The sequence below is a fragment of the Cesiribacter andamanensis AMV16 genome (genome assembly GCF_000348925.1).
GTDB classification, from domain to species: domain Bacteria; phylum Bacteroidota; class Bacteroidia; order Cytophagales; family Cyclobacteriaceae; genus Cesiribacter; species Cesiribacter andamanensis.
This window is the reverse complement of sequence record NZ_AODQ01000003.1, coordinates 58,608-77,118: the sequence shown is the minus strand read 5'-3', so window position 1 is coordinate 77,118 and position 18,511 is coordinate 58,608. Positions and strand designations below refer to the sequence as shown.

Annotated in this window: 11 protein-coding genes; 4 read left to right on the top strand and 7 right to left on the bottom strand. The window is 52.2% G+C overall.

Features of this window, described 5'->3' with window-relative positions; translation table 11 throughout:
- Positions 1-367: 367 nt before the first annotated feature.
- The 3 genes from ADICEAN_RS01160 to ADICEAN_RS20785 all read left to right on the top strand — a co-directional run bounded on the left by ADICEAN_RS01160 (position 368) and on the right by ADICEAN_RS20785 (position 7,103).
- Positions 368-3,187: a PKD domain-containing protein gene (locus ADICEAN_RS01160; protein ID WP_009193664.1), complete on the top strand. Its 2,820-nt coding sequence runs from the start codon at positions 368-370 to the stop codon at positions 3,185-3,187.
- A complete protein-coding gene (locus ADICEAN_RS01155) occupies positions 3,184-4,137 on the top strand; it encodes a fibronectin type III domain-containing protein (RefSeq protein ID WP_009193663.1) in 954 nt (317 codons plus the stop codon). Before ADICEAN_RS01160 ends, ADICEAN_RS01155 begins: the two co-directional genes overlap by 4 nt.
- A gap of 848 nt (positions 4,138-4,985) precedes the next feature.
- On the top strand, positions 4,986-7,103 hold the full coding sequence (locus ADICEAN_RS20785) for a right-handed parallel beta-helix repeat-containing protein (RefSeq protein WP_009193662.1): 2,118 nt from the start codon (positions 4,986-4,988) through the stop codon (positions 7,101-7,103).
- 127 nt (positions 7,104-7,230) lie between these two features.
- Here ADICEAN_RS20785 and ADICEAN_RS01145 read toward each other — a convergent pair whose 3' ends face one another.
- From ADICEAN_RS01145 to ADICEAN_RS01130, 5 genes are all read right to left on the bottom strand, one after another.
- On the bottom strand, positions 7,231-7,956 hold the full coding sequence (locus ADICEAN_RS01145) for a TolC family protein (protein ID WP_009193660.1): 726 nt from the start codon (positions 7,954-7,956) through the stop codon (positions 7,231-7,233).
- The gene (locus ADICEAN_RS01140) at positions 7,943-9,427 is read right to left on the bottom strand and encodes an O-antigen ligase family protein (protein ID WP_009193659.1); all 1,485 of its coding nucleotides are present in this window, start codon (positions 9,425-9,427) and stop codon (positions 7,943-7,945) included. The genes ADICEAN_RS01145 and ADICEAN_RS01140 overlap by 14 nt, the downstream gene beginning before the upstream one ends.
- A 132-nt stretch (positions 9,428-9,559) precedes the next feature.
- Positions 9,560-10,090 (bottom strand): glycosyltransferase, encoded by a 531-nt coding sequence (locus ADICEAN_RS20780; RefSeq protein WP_009193657.1) that lies wholly within the window; start codon positions 10,088-10,090, stop codon positions 9,560-9,562.
- Positions 10,068-10,772, bottom strand: coding sequence for a glycosyltransferase family protein (locus ADICEAN_RS22490; RefSeq protein ID WP_009193656.1), 705 nt, complete (start codon positions 10,770-10,772; stop codon positions 10,068-10,070). The genes ADICEAN_RS20780 and ADICEAN_RS22490 overlap by 23 nt, the downstream gene beginning before the upstream one ends.
- A 26-nt stretch (positions 10,773-10,798) precedes the next feature.
- Positions 10,799-13,084, bottom strand: coding sequence for an exopolysaccharide transport family protein (locus ADICEAN_RS01130; RefSeq protein ID WP_009193655.1), 2,286 nt, complete (start codon positions 13,082-13,084; stop codon positions 10,799-10,801).
- A gap of 853 nt (positions 13,085-13,937) precedes the next feature.
- Between ADICEAN_RS01130 and ADICEAN_RS01125 the strand changes: the two genes are divergently transcribed.
- The gene (locus ADICEAN_RS01125) at positions 13,938-15,116 is read left to right on the top strand and encodes a glycosyltransferase family 2 protein (protein ID WP_009193654.1); all 1,179 of its coding nucleotides are present in this window, start codon (positions 13,938-13,940) and stop codon (positions 15,114-15,116) included.
- Positions 15,117-15,208: 92 nt separating this feature from the next.
- Here the strand turns inward: ADICEAN_RS01125 and ADICEAN_RS01120 are convergent, their stop codons facing one another.
- Positions 15,209-15,874, bottom strand: a complete 666-nt coding sequence (locus ADICEAN_RS01120) for a porin family protein (protein WP_009193653.1) — start codon at positions 15,872-15,874, stop codon at positions 15,209-15,211.
- A gap of 174 nt (positions 15,875-16,048) precedes the next feature.
- Entirely contained in the window at positions 16,049-18,019 is a 1,971-nt protein-coding gene (locus ADICEAN_RS01115; protein WP_161622642.1) for an OmpA family protein, read from the bottom strand.
- Positions 18,020-18,511 lie beyond the last annotated feature (492 nt).

Below are 18,511 nucleotides of genomic sequence, written 5' to 3'. Positions count from 1 at the left end.
TAAAGGTACAGAAATGGGCAAATTTGACATATTTTCCCCATTCCTTACATGGGAATGCTGGTGTGTATAATTTCCCCCACTTTGTATTATTCCTTGTTGTCATAGCATAGTATTTGTAATGGTGTAGAACTGTCCCACACCTTACATGCACCGTTCAACTTAACAAAAGACTTAAATTCCCCACTGTTCGTGTTTTTAACGTATTTGGTAAGTCTGTAAGTACGGCCCCATTCCGTGTGCATTATTCCCTCTGGGCTGTAGTAATATTGCATAACAGCAACGCAACGCAATTACTACCAACTGCTTAGACCACAGATAACCCGGGCAGCTTCACATTTTCCAGGACATTTCAGAAAAACGTTTACCCATGTTAGTTCACCCATCCTCTGCGAACAACACCCTATTTTTTTCCTTCTTTAGCCGCACTTTCCTTACAGCTTTTTTTCTTCTGCTGGGCCTCTCGTTAACCAACAGCCTTCAGGCCCAGGACTGTGGCTGTGATCATACGATCACCAGCAGCCAAAGTTACATTGAAGCCAAAGACATGCCCGGCGGCGTAAAACCCGGCGATGTGATCTGTATCAAGGCAGGCGTGCGGGGTCGTCTAAAGCTTATTGGGTTTCAGGGCACTAAAGACCAACCCCTTACCTTCAAGAACTGCGGTGGCCAGGTGATCTTCGACAACACCTCTATGGATGGTACCTTTGTTTTTGATCAAAGCAAATACATCCGCATTACCGGCACGGGCAGCTCCTCTCACAAATACGGCTTTTACATTCGCACGGCCTCCAAAGGCTCTGCCATGTATGTAACCGAAACCGATATTGAAGTTGACCACATTGAAATTGCCGATGCCGGTTTTGCCGGAATCATGTCAAAGGTAGAAGCCAAGTGCGACAACCGGGAGTATCACCGGGGCAACTTCACCATGTACAACATGTCCTTTCATGACCTCTACATTCACGGTACCCGGGGCGAAGGGCTCTACATAGGCTCCAGCTACTACACCGGCAAAGATTATGGCTGCGGCATGGTGTATTCCCATGAAATTCACGGCCTGCGGGTGTACAACAATATTGTTGAAAACACCGGCGCCGATGGCATCCAGATTGGCTGTGCCACCAAGGATGTGGAGATGTACAACAACACCATCAAGAATTACGGGCTGGACCCCTTTGCTTCTTCACAGGACATGGGGCTGATCCTTAACCCGGGCACTTCCGGCAAATTTTACAACAATCAGATTTTTGACGGCAAAGGCATGGGGATTATGGTGCTGGGCATCGGCAACATTTCCCTCTACAACAACCTGGTGGTGCGCCCCGGTGGCGATGGCATCTTTATTGACGAGCGTGGCCCCCTGCTTCCCAACAGTGGCTATCAGGTGCTAAACAATACCATTGTAAACCCTGGCCGGGATGGCATCCGCATGTATTCCAGAAATTCAGTGGGCAACCGCTTCATCAACAACATTGTGGCAGAGCCCAAAACTCTGCACCTGAACTACTACACCCGCAACCAGTACCTTTACCTGAACCATTCCGATATTCAGTATACCGCCAGCAACAACCTGTTTGTACCCAAGATCACTGATGTAAAGTTTGTAAATGCAGGCAGTGGCAACTACCAGCTGCAGGAAACCAGCAATGCCGTAAACAAGGGTGCAAACCTGGGCAGCCAGGTAGGCTTTGACCTGCTGAGAACGCCTCGCCCGCAGGGGGGTACCTTTGATATTGGCGCGTATGAATTTAGCGGCACCCAGCGTACCTCAAATGCACTACCTGTAGTAAATGCCGGTTCCGACAGAACGCTTACCCTGCCTACCAACAGCATTACCCTTAGCGGATCGGCTTCTGATACAGATGGCAGCATTGCGTCCAAAAGCTGGACAAAAGTAAGCGGCCCCTCCGCCACCATGAGCGGCACCAGCAGCCTAAGCCTGGGCCTGAGCAATCTGGTAGAAGGCACCTATACCTTCCGCCTGTCGGCCACCGACAATGCAGGCGCTACTTCTTATGATGATGTGCTGGTAACCGTAAAAGCCGAAAGCAGCAGCACTACCACAACTACCAACAGCTCAGGCCTGAATGCCCCCTCTAACCTGGCGGGCGTAGCCGATAAAACCTCGGCCATTAAACTAAGCTGGAAAAACACCAACGGTTCTAATGCCGGCGAACATGAGATTCACATGAGCGTGGGCAACAGCAGTAGCTACTACCTGAGAGCAAAAGCCGGCTCTACGGCTACAGCCTACACCGTTACCAGCCTTACCAAAGGCCAGACCTACTACTTTAAAGTGCGGGCCAAGGGCAGCAAGGGCTACTCTGAATTCTCTAATGAGATTGTCTTTAAAATGGTGGAAGGTGCCGTAGCCACTACCACGGATGCTGGCAGCAGCAGTTCGGCAGACCCCACCGTAAGTGCGGGCTCTAATCAGACCCTTACCCTGCCCTCAAACAGCGTAAGCCTGCGGGGATCGGCAAAGGCCGAAGATGGCAGCACCCCTTCGGTTAGCTGGACCAAGGTAAATGGCCCTTCTGCCAGCATGACCGGCTCCAATACCCTTACCCTGTCGGCCAGCAACCTGTCCGAAGGCACCTACACCTTCCGCCTGACGGCCACCGACAGCAAGGGCAACACCGCCTTTGATGATGTGCAGGTAACAGTACAAGCTGAGAGCAGCTCCACCTCCGGCCTGAATGCCCCCTCTCACCTGGCAGGTGTAGCCGACAAAACTTCGGCCATTAAACTCAGCTGGAGAAACAACAACGGCACCAATGCCAGCGAGCATGAGATCTTTATGAGCGTAGGCAACAGCAACAGCTACTACCAGCGCGCCAAAGCCGGCTCTACCGCCACCGCTTATACGGTAACCAACCTTACCGAAGGCCAGACCTACTACTTTAAGGTACGGGCCAAAGGCAGCAAAGGCTACTCTAACTATTCAAACGAGATTGTCTTTAAAATGGTAGCCGGCGCTGTAGCTTCTTCTACCGATGGCAGCAGCTCCGATGATAGCGCCAGCAGTAGCTCTTCTTCATCCGATACGGAAGCCTCTACCAGCACAAACAGCAGCGGCCTGTATGCCCCAGCCAACCTGGCAGGTGTAGCCGACAAAACCTCGGCCATCAAGCTTAACTGGAAAACACCAATGGCTCCAGTGCCAGCGAGCATGAGATCCACATGAGTGTGGGCAGCGACAGCAACTACAAGCTACGGGCCAAAGCCGGCTCTACTGCAACAGCCTATACCGTAACCCAGCTGTCCGAGGGCCAAACTTACTACTTTAAGGTGCGTGCCAAAAACAGCAAGGGCTACTCCGACTACTCGAATGAGATTGTATTTAAAATGGTAGCCGGTGCCGTAGCCTCCTCAACAGGCAGTGACAGCAATACGGAAGAAACGTCATCCTCTGGCAGCACCAGCTCAGGCAGCTATAGCATTGCAGCCCCCTCGCATCTGGGAGGTACTGCCGATAAAACCACGGCCATCAAGCTCAACTGGAAAGACAATGCCAACAACGAGTCTGAGCATGAGATCTACATGAGCATCGGCAGCGACAGCAACTACAAGCTGCGCGCCAAAGCCGGCACCAACAGTACGGCCTATACCGTAACCCAGCTATCTGAAGGCCAGACCTACTACTTTAAGGTGCGCGCCAAGAACAGCCAGGGCTACTCAGATTTCTCCAACGAGATTGTCTTTAAAATGGCGTCTGGTGCGGTAGCCACCACCACCAACCCGGGAGCTACCAGCTCTGCCAACATGGGTGAGTCTGACGGCGGCAACTTCTACAGCGGGGCAAATAACTCAGAAGAAGATGATCTTACTCTAACGGTAGCTGGTCAGCAGGAGGCCGAAGAAGCAGTAGATCTGCCAGAAGGCTACAGCGCGTATCCCAACCCGGCCAGAGATCATATCAGCCTGCGCTACGAGAATGTAGAAGCGTACAGCGACCTGCAGATTCGCATACTTGATTTCTCCGGCACTGTTCGTATGACCCTCACGGAAACAACTACCGGCACCAGCGGCGATATTCGCCTGAACCTGGACGCTTATCAGCTCCCATCCGGATACTATATCATTCAGATCATTACTGAAAAGGGAGAAAATACCATCAAGTTCCTGAAGAACTAAAGACTGTCTTTACAGACGTCAGGTGAAACTACTTCCCGCTGTTTATTCCTAAACTTGATTTCCTTCTAAAGCCCCGGGGTATTATCCCGGGGCTTTTTTTGTTTAGGGGCGGGCGCTGCTAGCACACTCCTTTCTGCTGCCCGATGCCACTACACCTGCGCGCTTCCCTACCGGCTGGCCCATCCCCGGCAGCTGCTGGCTACCATCCTGACTGTATTGCATACAGGGCATTCCACTGTCCGGCCCATCAAACCCCTTCCCGATAGTGCTGATTCCCTGTACAGCCTGGCTGCCGGGGGCACCCGTCCCTCTACCACCAGAAGGCTGGCTCGCCCACGTTCAACGCTTCAATGGTCAGCAAACCAGATGTGCTGCTATCGCCGTTTACCTAATCCCATCTTTTGCACGCTTGATCCAGGACTGCTGCAAGATTTTCTCCCCGGAGTGTTGATAATGGTATGTTATTCAGAAGATAAGGGGCTACACCATTCGAAATTTTTTGCAAAAAAGCAGGCGCTCTTTGTGATGTAGACTGACCGTTTAACTACTTTATAGGTGTGAAAACCTCCGGACCTCCAAAATCATACATGAAAAAACACAAAGCCAATACTGTAGAATGTTTACACATACGCCCCAGAATGTATTGAAAGCCACTTTTTTTATGTGCACTCGATACAAAACCTGCAATAAATACAATTCCAGTTCCACACTTTTATCCGTGCACCCCTTTCTCTTACACAGCTTTGGTACAGAGGCAAATGCCCCGGCATGGCCACATTTATAGCCCTAGTTTTAGTACTCGCAAATGAGCCTGTACCCAGGCAATCAAGATTTAAACGGTGTGAGTTATGAAACAAGTGTATGTGAAGGGTATTGGAATTGTACTTCTACTGCTTATGTATGTGTCAGTACTGGCACAGGATTGTGGCTGCGATCATGTAATTGAAACCTCCAAGAGCTTTGTGCGGGCCAGTGACATGCCCGATGTTAAGCCCGGAGATGTAATCTGTATACAGGCGGGCATTCGTGGACGCCTCAAACTGGTGGGATTCCAGGGCACCAAGGAGCAACCCCTTATTTTCAAGAACTGTGGCGGGCAGGTGATTTTTGATAATCCCGATGTAGACGGCACCTTTGTGATCGACAATAGCCGCTACTTTCGGGTAACCGGCACCGGCAGCACCTCCCATAAATACGGCTTTTACATCCGCACAGCCGGCAAGGGCTCGGCCATGTATGTGACCGAGAGTGATTTTGAGTTGGACCATATCGAGATTGGGGCAGCCGGTTTTGCCGGAATGATGGCCAAGATCGACCCCAAATGTGACAATACTCAATATCACCTGGGCAACTTTGTGATGGAAAACATCTCCATCCATGATAACTATGTGCATGATACCCGCGCCGAAGGCTTTTATATTGGTTCCAGCTTCTATGCGGGCAAAACGGAATCCTGCGGCAAACTTTATCCCCATGAAATCCACGGCCTGCGCATGTACAACAACCGGGTAGAAAATACCGGTGCCGATGGCATACAGGTGGGCTGCGCCACCAAAGATGTGGAGGTATACGATAATGTGATCCGCAAATATGGTCAGAACCCCTTTGAGCCCTCCCAGAACATGGGCATCATTCTGAACCCGGGCACAACCGGCAAATGGTACAACAACCAGGTTATAGATGGAACCGGCATGGGCATACAGGTACTGGGCATAGGCAATGTGTACCTCTTTAATAACCTGATCGTTCGCCCCGGCAGAGATGGGGTATTCATTGATGAGCGTACCGAGCTTATCCCCAACAGCGGTTTTCATGTGCTGAACAACACCATTGTAAATCCTGGCCGGGATGGCATACGCCTCTATACCAAAACCTCGGTAGGCAATACGGTTATCAACAACATCATTGCCCAGCCAGAAAGCTTAAGTGAAAATTATTACTCCAAAGATCAGTTTCTGTTTATCCTGGACCCGGTGATCCAGTATACCCAGCACCATAACCTCTTTCTGAAAACAGTAGCCGAAGCCGGCTTTGCCGATCCCGCCAAGGACGATTATAGCCTGCTCCCCAGCAGCCCGGCGGTAGACACCGGTATTGGTCTGGGCAGTCTGGTAACGGCTGACCTGAACAAAACAGCCCGTCCCCAGGGAGCCGCCTTTGATATTGGTGCTCTTGAATTAAAGGTAACGACTGAAAGCATCAATGACCCCTCTAACCTGCAGGCCCAGCCTGGCACCGAAAGCCTGAGCATTAAACTGCAGTGGCAGGACAACTCGGACAACGAGCAAAACTTTGTGCTGGAGCGAAGTGAAATCCAGACCTTTGGGCAGGTACAGTCCATGACCCTGGCTGCCAATACCCAGAGCTACACCGACAAAGGGCTTACCGCTGGCAAAACCTACTACTATCGTATCATTGCCAAAGGCAACTCCGCAAAATCAGGTTATAGCAACACGGCCACCCTACTGCTGGAGGCGCAGACCCCACCCCCACCGGCTAGTGTAGAGACCCCTACCAGCCTGACGGCTACCTATAGCAGTGCCGGAACCGTACAGCTTAGCTGGAAGGATGTGGCCACCAACGAGACCAAGTATATTGTGGAGCGCAGCACCAGCAGCACCTTTACCAGCCCACAGCAATGGACCCTGGCTGCCAATGCCAGCACCTATGAAGATGTGAGCTCCCTGCAGCGGAACACCACCTATTATTACCGGGTACTGGCCGCCAACGACAGCCAGAAATCAGGTTACAGCAATGTGGCCAGCGTACAGGTGCCCAAGCAGTTGATTGTAAAAGGAAAAGGAAAACAGCAGCTCAAGATCTATCCGAACCCAACCAAATCGGTGCTGCGGTTCCAGAATGAAGATGCCCAGGCAGGGGATTATAACTACACCTATTCCATTACCGACCTGAGTGGTAAAACTGTTAAGGAGGGGGTGGCTTACCTCCAGCCAGCCCGAGATTGACGTACGCGGCATTCTGGATGGCATCTACATCCTTTATCTGAAAGGGGCAGAAACCATCTCAATCGAACGATTTATCAAAAATAACCTACAGAACAAAAAGGGGGGCTCAGGGTGAGCCTCCCTTTTTTTATAATACACTTTCCAACGGTACGCCTATGATCTCTTCCAGGGCGTATTTGGATTTGATAAAGGCAGACTCGGCCTGCAGGCGGGCCCGTTGCTGGCCCAGGTACGTATTGGTGGTAGCTGTATAGTCCTGCAGCATTACCTTGCCCTGGCGGAAGCGCTCTTCCTGCAGTTCATACTCGGTGGTGATGGTTTCCATGGCCCGGGTTTCTATTTCCAGCAGCTGCTTGCTCATCAGGTAGTCCTGATACAGCTGCAGCACCATGTTGCGCATGAGCAGTTTCTGTTCATTGACCGTATGCTCGGCTATCTTCAGGTTCTGCTTGGCCTTGCGGGTTTCGGCCGGCATGGCTATCAACATGCCCGGTGAAAGCGAAATACTGAAGTTGTAGCGGGGATAAAACAGCTGGCGACCGCCATCGATTGGCTGCGCTCCCTGACCCTGCAGGGTAAATTCATTGATGTTACCAGTGGCCTGTATGCGGTTAAGCCAGTCCCAGCGCATCTTGGTTACATCTTCTTTGGCAATTTGCACCTGTGCCTGTACGGCTTTGTTGCGGGGATAATTCTCCCATGCCAGCTGTACCAGCCGTTCGGCTACATCATCACCGGTCTGGCCCTTGGGGCGAATCACCCGATTATAGTCCACTTCCTGAGCAGAAGCAAAAAAGAGCGGTAGGAGTAGCAATGGCAGCAATAAAAAAGTGTGCCTGTTAAGTCGTTTCATTGGTTGATGAAATAAGGTTTTCGTCAAAAGTTATGAGTTTGAACATCATCACGTAAATGCAGATATTGATGATATCAGCAGGTGGATAGGCCATGGTATTTTGGGTGAGATTCCCAATGGAGATGGCAAAAAAGGAGGACATATAGGCCACATACATATTCTTGACCACGGGGTCGCGCACCCTGTAATAGTTGCGCACCCCCACGGTAAGTGCCACAAAATAGAGCAGCAGGTTTAGGGTAAGTCCCACATAGCCGGTTTCCAGTACGGTCTTCATATAGCCGCTGTCAGGCGGAAAACCGGCCAGGGTATGGCCCGGGTGCATCTTGCGGCCAGTGGGACCCGTGGTACCAATGCCGCCGCCAAAGGGGTGGCTGTGCATATAAGGCTGTATACGATCCCGGTTCTCCTCCCGCACCTGCATGGAGGCATCTTCCGAAGGCCGGAAGGCCGTACGCAGGCGGCTCATATTGGGCCCGTATATAGGACCGTAGATCAGCACCACAAAAGTCATGATGGCAAGCACCGTAAATATAAGCGTGCGCCGGTTGCTGATGGTTAGCAGAATGTAGAGCGCAATGCCCGCAGGAATCATAACCGTAGCCGTACGGGTGCCGGAGTAGCCCATGGAAATCATCATGATAACGGCGCCTACCCCCAGAAAAATACGGTTGCGCAGCCGGTAAGGCCCCAGCGCCAGAATAAGGGCAAGTACCGCACTATAGGCCATAATTACCCCAAAGGAGCTTACCTCCCCCAGGATGGACCATTTCCGGAACTTGCCGTTGATAAAGGTAAGCTTGTAGGTGGTAGGATCGCTCATGACCCACTTCTTATCCCAGGGCGGCAGGCCCACCTGCTCCTGCCACACCCCATAGAGGGCCGCCACCAGGGCCATGGCCAGGCATAGTATGGTAAAGGTCTTAACCGCACGCACCGAATCAAAGGCATGAACGGACAGTACATAAATACAGATGGTAATGAAGATGCTCCGCAGGGCAAGCTGAAACCAGGCTACGGTACTAAAGGCATAAGGGTTTAGCACCTGGATCATCAGGTACACCTGCACCACAATAAAGATGGCCGTAATTACATTTTTGCTGGCACCCCCTACCCTACGCTGCTTGAACAGGATACCCAGCATGCCCACCACCAGCATAATATCAGGCACCAGCCCGGTGGGCAGGTCATACATGCCGGTTACCCGTTGGATAATAAAAATAAAATAAGAGGTAAATACAGCCAGCATGAGCGCGTTCAGCGGCTTCAGGAAGCTTTGCCACACCAGCGGCAAGCCTACCAGCAGCGCAAGCACCGCTACACCCAGAACCAGGTTTACAAACACCGTCAGGTAGGCGATCAGGATAGAGCCCAGGATCAGGCCCACAAATAGCAGCAGCGTACGCACCTGCGGTGGCAGGCGTTCGCCTAATCCTTCTCCCAGCCGTGTATGGTCGGTGAATAACGCCATATCAGAGATACATAATCTTTATAAAGATGAACAGGTAGGTAAAGAACAAAAAGCCGATCACCACCCGTTTCAGGATCTCGTCGTTCGAGAATTTATCAGGTTGTTCCATCTATATAGCCTCTCCTTTTTAGGTTAAACGGTGGCAGCCAGCCCAGCGTGCCTTTGGTGCAGGGCTTTTTCCAGGGCCAGCTCCAGCTCTTCTACCCGGCTTTCCCAGCTGTTGCTTTTGGCAAAGCGGGCACGTTCCTGCCGCAGGGCGGCAGCATCCTGCCCGGCTGCCTGCTCTATATGCTGTACAAAGGCTTCTTTGGAGCCGGCAATGTAGGCTACCCCTTCAAATTCATTCAGGCGGGCAAAGTCCGTCATCACCACCGGCAGGCCGGCTGCCAGGTATTCATTGATCTTTAGGGGGTAAATGGTGCGGGTAAAGGCATTGCAGGCAAAGGGGATCAGGCCTACATCAAAGCCGGCCACCTCTCCGGGCAGCTGCTCGGGGGAGCGAGACCCCCGTAGCTCTACATTGGGGTACCTGCGGAACCGCTCGGCAAGCGCCTCATCTACAATACGGCCCGTAAACACAAAGCGGTACTCGGGCAGCTGGACAAAGCAGTGCTCCAGCAGTTCCCCATCCAGCCGGTCATCAACCGAACCCAGGTAGCCCACAATTTTTAGGCGTTTCCTTGCGCGGCTCCGGCCGAAAACCCTGGTGAAACAGGCTGTAATCAACCCCATTCTTGACCAGATAGGTCTGGGCATTGTGTAGGGATTTGCTTTCCTGCAGGGCCTGTGAGCTGGTAATAACGGCATCGGCCCGCTTCAGCAGTTCCTCTTCCTGCCGGGCGCCATGGCGGCCGCACCACTGGGCTGCGCTGATCTCATCATAGCAATAATAGGCCAGCAGGGACTCATTTAGCTTGCCAGCCATGGGCACCCCAAAAAAGGGGTTGAAGGCATTGATCACAATCGGGTTTTTAAAGCCCAGCTGATCCATGGCCTGCAGGATGCTTTTTCTAAGCTTGCCTCCCTCCTGCTCCATAACGGTCTGGTAAAGACCCGGAGCCGCTATCCAGTTGGCAGGCAGCACCGGAGGGGGTGTAAGCACATGCACCTGGCTGCCAAAACGGGTCTGAATGGTTCTGAGCCTGGGCTGGAGGCCCAGCATACGCTGCCAGGGGGTAGCGCGCTTGCCCAGGGCCCCCATGAGCATATCCTTCCAGGTAAAGGTATAATCCACATACAAGACCCGGTGGCGGCGCGCCAGCAGGGACATGATCTGTACGATCGTTTTCATGTAGTCGCCCTCCCAGGTGGGCAGCGCTACACAGACAATATCTTTTTGTTGCACGTATGGGTAGGGTTAGACTGGAGCTATTACAGCTTAAGGTTTTCAAATTCAACCTTGTTCAGAACAGATCCCATCAGGTTGCCGTTAAGCTCCCGCAGATAGCGGACCGATTCCTTATCCATTTGTTTAAGCACCGAATGTGCCGAAAATACAGGTACCACACGCTCTGCGTAGCGGAACAGCTCCTTGGTATCGGAATAATCGTTCAGCGAAGCGCCTTCCATAAAAATGTAGTCGTAGTGGTGCTTCAGCTCTTTCATCAGGGAAGAGAAGCCTTTGCCGGACAGCACCTCAGCAGGCGAGGCCAGCGTTACATGGCTGCCAATGATATCAATGTTGGTGTGATGCGTGGGCGAGATAAAGGAGTAATTATCCTGCTCATCGCTCATCAGCTGGCCTTCGGTATGGGCTTCTGCTGTGGCACCCTCTTCGGCTTCTGCGGCTGCGGTGGCAGCCTGTTTTCTACCCTCATCGCTTCTGCCATCGGTTAGCAGCAGTTTTCCATTGGCCATGTAGCCATTGAGCAGGCGGGTTTTCTGCGGCTTGGCCAGCAGGCTTTCAGTAAGGGTATTGTGCTTGAAGTTGGTATCGATAATGAGCACCCGCTTGTGCAGCAGGCTCAGCGAATAGGCCAGCGTCATGATCACAAAGGATTTGCCCTCTCCCTGCTTGGTGCTGGTAAAGAGAAATACCTGCTTGCCGGTTTCTTCCAGCTCGTAGCGCAGCTTGCGCAGCAGGTGCTTGAACATCTCCAGCCCCTCATCTTTATGTGTGTTGTGAAAGAGATCGTACAGGTCCAGGTTGGCGGCATTGATATGGTTGAGCGTACCCGCCACCGGTATTTTGGTTTGTTTCTCCAGGTTGGCGGCCGTTTTCAGGCTCAGGTCCACATAATCAACCAGCAGGATCACCATTACGCACAGCACCATGCTCACCATGCCGATCAGGCCAATAAAGATGGGCGCCTTGGAGGGCTCCGGCTCAATGGCCGGTTGTCCGTAAATGATCTGGCGTACGCTGCCGGCATCGACCATAAAGGAGTTTTTGGCCGCATTGAACTTCTCCTGTGCCGACTGGTACTCGGTAGCAGCCAGCTCTACCTCCCGCTCCAGCTCCTTGATGGTAGAGCGCTTGGCTGCCAGATCCGACTTGGCATAGCTCATGCGGGCAAGCTCATTGCCCAGAGTACCCACCCGCTGGCGGGCCACCTGGATGTCCAGCATGGTCTGCTCCCGTTCTTCCTGCAGGCGCTCTACCCGTGCCTGTGCGTTGGTGGTGCCAAGGTCGCCCCTGGCAATCTCCAGCTTAAGTTTTTCCCGCAGCAGAGCAATGCTATCCTGAATGGCAGGATTGTTACTGCCAATATTGGCTGAATTGAGCCGGTCAATTGAGTTTTGCAGTTCCAAAATGCGGGCATTGCCTCCATTTTCGCCACCGCGCTGCAGCTCGGCAAGCTGTCGGTTAATGCTGCGCAACTGCAGCTCCAGGCCCATCAGGCGGCTCTCTTCATTCTGCTTTTCTTCTTCCAGGGCTGCAATGCGGGTTACCTTGGCCTCCCCTTCAGTTTCTACATTGTACAGGCGGCTATCGCTCTGAAAGGAGCGCAGCAGGTCCCGCTTTTCATCCAGTACTTTTTTCTTCTCGGTTACCAGATTGGTGAAAAATTCCATCGACTCGTTGGAGCGTACTCCCCGCATACGGTCATGGTAGTGCTGGTACTCTTCTACCAGGGTATTGACGGCAAAAGCCGATAGTTTGGGGTTTTCAGAGGCAAACTCAATGGCGATATAGTCGGAATAATTCACCCGCTGCACAGACAACCCCCCGCTGAGGGAGCCATAATCATACCCATAGTATTTAAGCAGGTCAATCAGCTTGCGCTCCTTGGGGTTATAGGCGCTTAAGATCTGCAGACTATCCAGCTTGTCCTGAAAGATCTGGGCGGCATTCTGCAACTCTTCCTGGGTAAAATACTCCTTAAAATCCTCATCCTCTTCCATGGAACGGAAGGGATTGGGCTCCTGCAGATCATTTAGGATCAGGCGGTATGAGAGCAGCCCCACCACCAGAGGAGATTTAAAGGTTTCGATCAGGTTACCGAATTTCAGCTCGATCTCCCAGGTAGACACACGCTCTTCCTGTAGCTGAACCCGGTCTTTGATGGTAAAGCCAGTAGCCACCTGGGTGCTGGACTTATAGGTTTCAGCCGCATCCTTAAGAAAAAAATAGGCAATGCCTGCAGTAAGCAGCGGAACCAGAATGATGATCCAGAGGCGTTTTTTAAGGGTACGGAATATTTGTAACAGATCCATATGCGAGTTAAGAGAAAAAGGCTGTAAGAACTAATCTTAAACAGGGAACAGGCCAAATCAGCTATACGCCCGGGGACTTGCTTTGTTTTAGCCGTTTTAAAAAAGTATCGTTAAAAAAGGGTTAGGGTTCTGGTTTTCATGTTTAGGTATCTTCAGAGAACATCAGGGCAACAGCTGGTGCACTCATAGCAAGCAGCTGATAAGCAGCTAAAAAGCAAAGCAGAACTGGAAGAGGTGTGAGAAGCTGTCAAGGGATTAAAAGGGTTCCTGCTCCTGAGCTGGTGGTGAGCATTGGTATCTACAGAACAACAGAGATCTGTAGTTGTTAAAAAAGGCCATAATAACGTATAAATGTTCAGTTCTGCCAGTATATCGTCTTGCCTGTTTTGCATTAAAAAATTGCAGGGCGCATTGCCCGGCATTTTTACACAGCAGGTACGGCCAGCCTCCTGTCCATAGGAAGCACCGGGCCAAAAGCCCATGTTTTGTGTACCTGCACTCCAGAATGAGTACGAAAAAGCTCCCAAAGGGGTTACAATCCTACATATAAACTAATGCGGTGGCCCACCGGTTAGGCTACTTTATAAACAGATGGACAGATTTGCTGGCCCACTAACTATCAGCCCGCACGAGCTTCATGCTGTAGGTTAACGGTTAGCCACCATCGAAGCGGAAAAACTTTCAGGAAACCTGCGTTTGAACTAACCTTTGCCCCCCCTGCTCCCGTATATAGCTATGCAGTAAGGCACCAGAGGTTCCCGGCCGGATCGTTTGAACCCGGTAGTGGGCATTTTACAGCTTGTTGATATTATTTTTTATTTACTCCTTAGCATACGCTGCCGACCAAACAGACATGAAAATTCTTGCTATTCTTTTTTGGATCTCACTCTTTCTTATCTTCTATTCCTATCTGGGCTACGGACTTTTACTCTGGGCGCTCATTAGGATCAAACGGGTGTTCAGAGGCAAGACTAACCCGCAAAATCCCGAGCAGTGGCCTACGGTGACGCTATTAGTTGCTGCCTTCAATGAAGAAGAGGATATCCAGACCAAGATCTTCAATTCACTGACTCTGCACTATCCCGAAGACCGCATCAAATACCTTTTTGTAACCGATGGCTCCAGCGACCGCACACCGGAGATTGTGGCCCGTTTTCCGCAGATCCAGCACCTGCACCGGCCCGAGCGGCAGGGCAAGCTGGCGGCTGTAGAGCGGGCCATGCAGCTGGTAGATACCGATATGGTGGTGTTTACTGATGCCAACACCATCCTGAACCCTGATGCCATCACCAACATGCTGCGCCACTTTACCAACCCGCAGGTGGGGGCTGTAGCCGGTGAAAAGCGGGTGATCAGCAAAGAAGAAGATGCTGCTGCCGGCGCCGGCGAGGGCTTTTACTGGCGCTATGAGGGCACCCTTAAACGCTGGGATGCCGAGCTGCATACGGTGGTGGGCGCTGCCGGTGAACTGTTTGCCATTCGCACCGAACTGTATGAAGAGGTGCCGCGCGATACCATCATTGAAGATTTTTTCCTGACCCTGCGTATTGCCCAGAAAGGCTACCGGGTCATGTATGAGCCGGGCGCCTGCGCCGAGGAGCTGCCGTCTGCCAACTCCGGCGAAGAGCTCAAACGCAAAATCCGCATTGCAGCCGGGGGCATTCAGTCCATTGTGCGGCTGAAACCACTGCTAAACCCCTTCCGCTATGGCTGGCTTAGCTTTCAGTATGTATCGCACCGGGTACTGCGCTGGAGCCTGGCTCCCATGGCCCTGCTGGTAGTGCTGGTAACCAATATGGCGCTTGCCCTGGAGGGATCCTTTTTCTACCAGCTCCTGCTGGCCGGCCAGTTGCTTTTCTATGCATCTGCCCTGCTGGGCTATGTGCTGGAAAGCCGGCGGCTGCGGCTTAAAGCCTTCTTTATCCCCTATTACTTTTTTATGATGAACTATGCGGTATATGCTGGTTTCTGGCGCTACCTGCACGGCAGCCAGTCGGCCGTATGGGAGCGAGCCAAGCGCCAGGCTGCCTGAACGCATGAGCAACAAGATGTCTAACACACGAGTGCCCTGCCGAACTGCGGCAGGGCACTCGTGTGTTGGTAGCTGCGGGTATGCTGCTCTCCTTATTTCCCAAAGGTATAGCCCATGGATACTTTAATGACCCGGTTAAAGGCATCGATGTTGCTGCGGCCTTCATCCAGGCTGCTCAGGCCCCATTCGTAGCCGGCCTGCAGGTTAAAGCCACCGGGCAGTTCATAGCCCAGGCCGCCGGTCAGGCCGAAGTCCAACTTACGAAAGCCGGGATCGGCCGACCAGTTCTGCTCATAGGAGAGGCCAAAAACACCTGCCTCTGCCTCCACCTGATTATCGACCAGGTAACTTAGCTGCGGGCCGCCATAGAGCTGAAAGCCGGGCCCCAGGTGCAGGCGTAGCAGCACCGGCATTTCTACGTAGTGCATCCGGTTTACCACATTTACCTGTGGCTTAAAAATACTTTCGGTAGCAAAGGTCTGGTTTACCTGCATGCCCTTGCCCGAGTAGTACAGGCCGGGCTCCAGGCTAACGGCCGAGCCAAGTGGCAGCTGCAGATAGCCCCCTGCATGAAAGGAAGGAAGCATCTCGGTACGCATAACACCGGTGGTGTTCAGTATCTCTGAAAAGCTTTCTACAGCATTGCCCCCCCAGGTAGACATGTTAAGTCCGGCGCGGATACCCCCACGTACCTGTGCCTGAGACTGCAGCGCAAAAACAAAGAGCGCAGCAAAAAGAAATAAAGCAGTCTTTTTCATAATCCGGTTCGGTTTAAAGTTCTATTGTCTTGATAGCCCAGATGAAAAAACCGTGCCAGATCGTGGCACCCCCTGCTACCCCTCTGTTGTCAGAAATTAAAAAAGCCTTCCGGATCGCTCCGGAAGGCTGCTTTTTTATGTGAAAATTATTCTAGCGCAGCGCTACAGCTTTGGTTAATAGGAAACTACTTCTATTTCGGTGCGTCGGTTCATGGCCCTGCCCCCCTCCTCATCGTCATTAGAGACAATGGGCCGCTCCTGGCCATAGCCCATAACCGTAAGGCGCGAGGCACTTACCCCATTTTGCAGCAGATAGTTCATCACCGCTTCGGCCCGCTTCAGGGAGAGTTGCTTGTTATAGGTAGGGTCGCCCACGTTATCGGTATGGCCATTGATCTGGATCTTGATCTTGGGGGAGTTTTGCAGAAAGTCCCGGATTCGCTCCAACTCTCCAATGGACTCGGTCCTGAGACTTGCCTTCCCGAAATCAAAGAAGATGTTGGCCATAATGGAAGAAATCCCCACCTGTATGGGCTTCATGGACAGCGCAAGAGGCACGGTGCGGGCCAGGCTGCCACTTTGCTCCGGTATTTTCAGCGTGCGGGACAGGATCAGGTAGCCCTGCGCCTCTACGCTCAGGGCGTAGTCGCCCGCTTCGGTTATCTCCAGCCGGTAGTTGCCAGCCGCATCCGATTCCGTTCTGGCCACCACCTCACCGGTGCGGTAATGCATGGCCGTAATGATGGCCTGCAGGGGCTTATTGGTATCGGAGCCACGTACTATGCCTTCATAGACCACAACCTGCTGTTGCTGCGCAATTTGCTGCAGTAAGTTTTGTTTTTTGGCGCCTTCGGCTTCCCGGCGCTTGCGGTCGGCTGCCAATATCGCATTCATCTTTTCATCCAGGAAGGTAACCCGGTAGATGTCGGCTTTGCCAACACCCCCCTCCTGTACGGAAGTATAGTAGCCATGTACCCGATTTTCGGCCATGATGAAGTGAAAGTTATCATCCGGCGTATTGATGGGATAGCCCATGTTTACCGGCTTCTGCCAGCCCCCTTCTGTCCATTCGCTGCGGAACACATCATAGCCCCCCAGGCCAAGGTGCCCATCGGAGCTAAAGTAGAGGGTTTGCCCGTCGGGGTGGATGAAGGGAGAATCTTCATTGCCGCTGGTATTTACGGTTGGGCCCATGTTTACGGGTGTACCCCAGCTACCATCGCTCTGGCGGTCGCTCATGTAAATATCCAGGTTGCCAAAGCCTCCCGGCCGGTCACTGGCAAAGTAAATGCGCTTGCCATCTTTAGTTACCGTAATGGAGGTTTCATGGTGGGGGGTATTGATGGGTGCACCCAGGGCTTTGGGTTTGCTCCATTCCTGCCCGTTGAAGCTGGAGTGGTAGAGATCACCCCCGTTTTCTTCAATATAGAGATAAAGCTCCCGCCCGTTGGTGGTTAGGGCAGCGGCTGCATCGTGGAAGTCGAAGTTGATATTTTTGCTGATCTGCTTTGGGGGGGTCCAGGTATCGCCCCGGCGGTAGCTGATGTAGATATCCTCAAAGTTTTCATTATCCTGCGTTTTCTTGCCTCCGGTAGAACCGTCCCGTCGGGAGGTAAATACCAGCACCGACTGGTTAGGGGTGATAATGGGCGAGTACTCATGCTCAGGGGAGTTTACCGTGGGCCCCAGGTTCTCGATATCAACGGCCACAGGCTGCTGCAGTACCTCATCGGCATACTGGCACTGGCGGATCTTGAGGGTTACGTCCAGCTTATTGGGTACAGCCTGTTTGGCATAGGCCTCATAGTGCTCTATGGCATCGGAAAACATATAATTGTACTGGCAGGCCAGGCCCAGCATGTAGCGGATGTGGGGTTCCAGGGTGGGGGCCAGTTTGTATACCTTCACCAGATACTCCAGCGATTTGTGCTTATAGTCGCTCAGCAGATAGGCTTTGCCCATGTGCAGGTTCAGCTCCACATTGCCTGGCTCCAGCTTTTCGGCCTCTTTAAAGGCGGCCAGGGACTGGTTGATCTCTCCGCGGCTATAATGAGCACTTCCCTTGGCAACAAATTTGTCAAAGTTTTGGCCCAGTGCCAGACCGCTTAGGGCCAGCATCCCCATCAGGAGGAATAAAAAACGCATGTTCATGGATTCACTGTATCGATCAGCACACAGTATACACAGAATTTTGCTTTTCAATAACCCAGATGGCCGTACGGCTGCGCTGGAAAATGTAAGATAAGGGGCAAACACCCCCCTTAAGGTCGTTTCTAGACTTTTTATGGTTCTGGGATATCTTCCGCACATCGGGCAAACCGCAAGGTTTATGGGAATGAATCTAAATATGCCTGCAAAAATGGGTAAATACCCCCTTTTACTGAGCCATTCCAGTAGAGGATTTACTCCTTCCAGCCATTAATCAGAAAATACCCGCATTATCTTACCTCTCATAGAACCCACCGCGAATTGCAGCTTCTGCAAGAGGCGATGGTAGGGGCAGACCTACCCATCTGCCCTATTCTAATGGGTTTATCGCTATGCCCGATTTGCCACTTTCATAATGCCCAGGAGTAAATATGCGTAGGGAAGACACATTATATGAGGGCAGACACGCAGGTCTGCCCCTACGCATGC

Excerpts from the sequence above, each read along its gene's own strand:
- ADICEAN_RS01160 (WP_009193664.1), top strand. The coding sequence starts at position 368 with ATGTTAGTTCACCCATCCTCTGCGAACAACACCCTATTTTTTTCCTTC.
- ADICEAN_RS01155 (WP_009193663.1), top strand. The coding sequence starts at position 3,184 with ATGAGTGTGGGCAGCGACAGCAACTACAAGCTACGGGCCAAAGCCGGC.
- ADICEAN_RS20785 (WP_009193662.1), top strand. The coding sequence starts at position 4,986 with ATGAAACAAGTGTATGTGAAGGGTATTGGAATTGTACTTCTACTGCTT.
- ADICEAN_RS01145 (WP_009193660.1), bottom strand. The coding sequence starts at position 7,956 with ATGAAACGACTTAACAGGCACACTTTTTTATTGCTGCCATTGCTACTC.
- ADICEAN_RS01140 (WP_009193659.1), bottom strand. The coding sequence starts at position 9,427 with ATGGCGTTATTCACCGACCATACACGGCTGGGAGAAGGATTAGGCGAA.
- ADICEAN_RS01130 (WP_009193655.1), bottom strand. The coding sequence starts at position 13,084 with ATGGATCTGTTACAAATATTCCGTACCCTTAAAAAACGCCTCTGGATC.
- ADICEAN_RS01125 (WP_009193654.1), top strand. The coding sequence starts at position 13,938 with ATGAAAATTCTTGCTATTCTTTTTTGGATCTCACTCTTTCTTATCTTC.
- ADICEAN_RS01120 (WP_009193653.1), bottom strand. The coding sequence starts at position 15,874 with ATGAAAAAGACTGCTTTATTTCTTTTTGCTGCGCTCTTTGTTTTTGCG.
- ADICEAN_RS01115 (WP_161622642.1), bottom strand. The coding sequence starts at position 18,019 with ATGCGTTTTTTATTCCTCCTGATGGGGATGCTGGCCCTAAGCGGTCTG.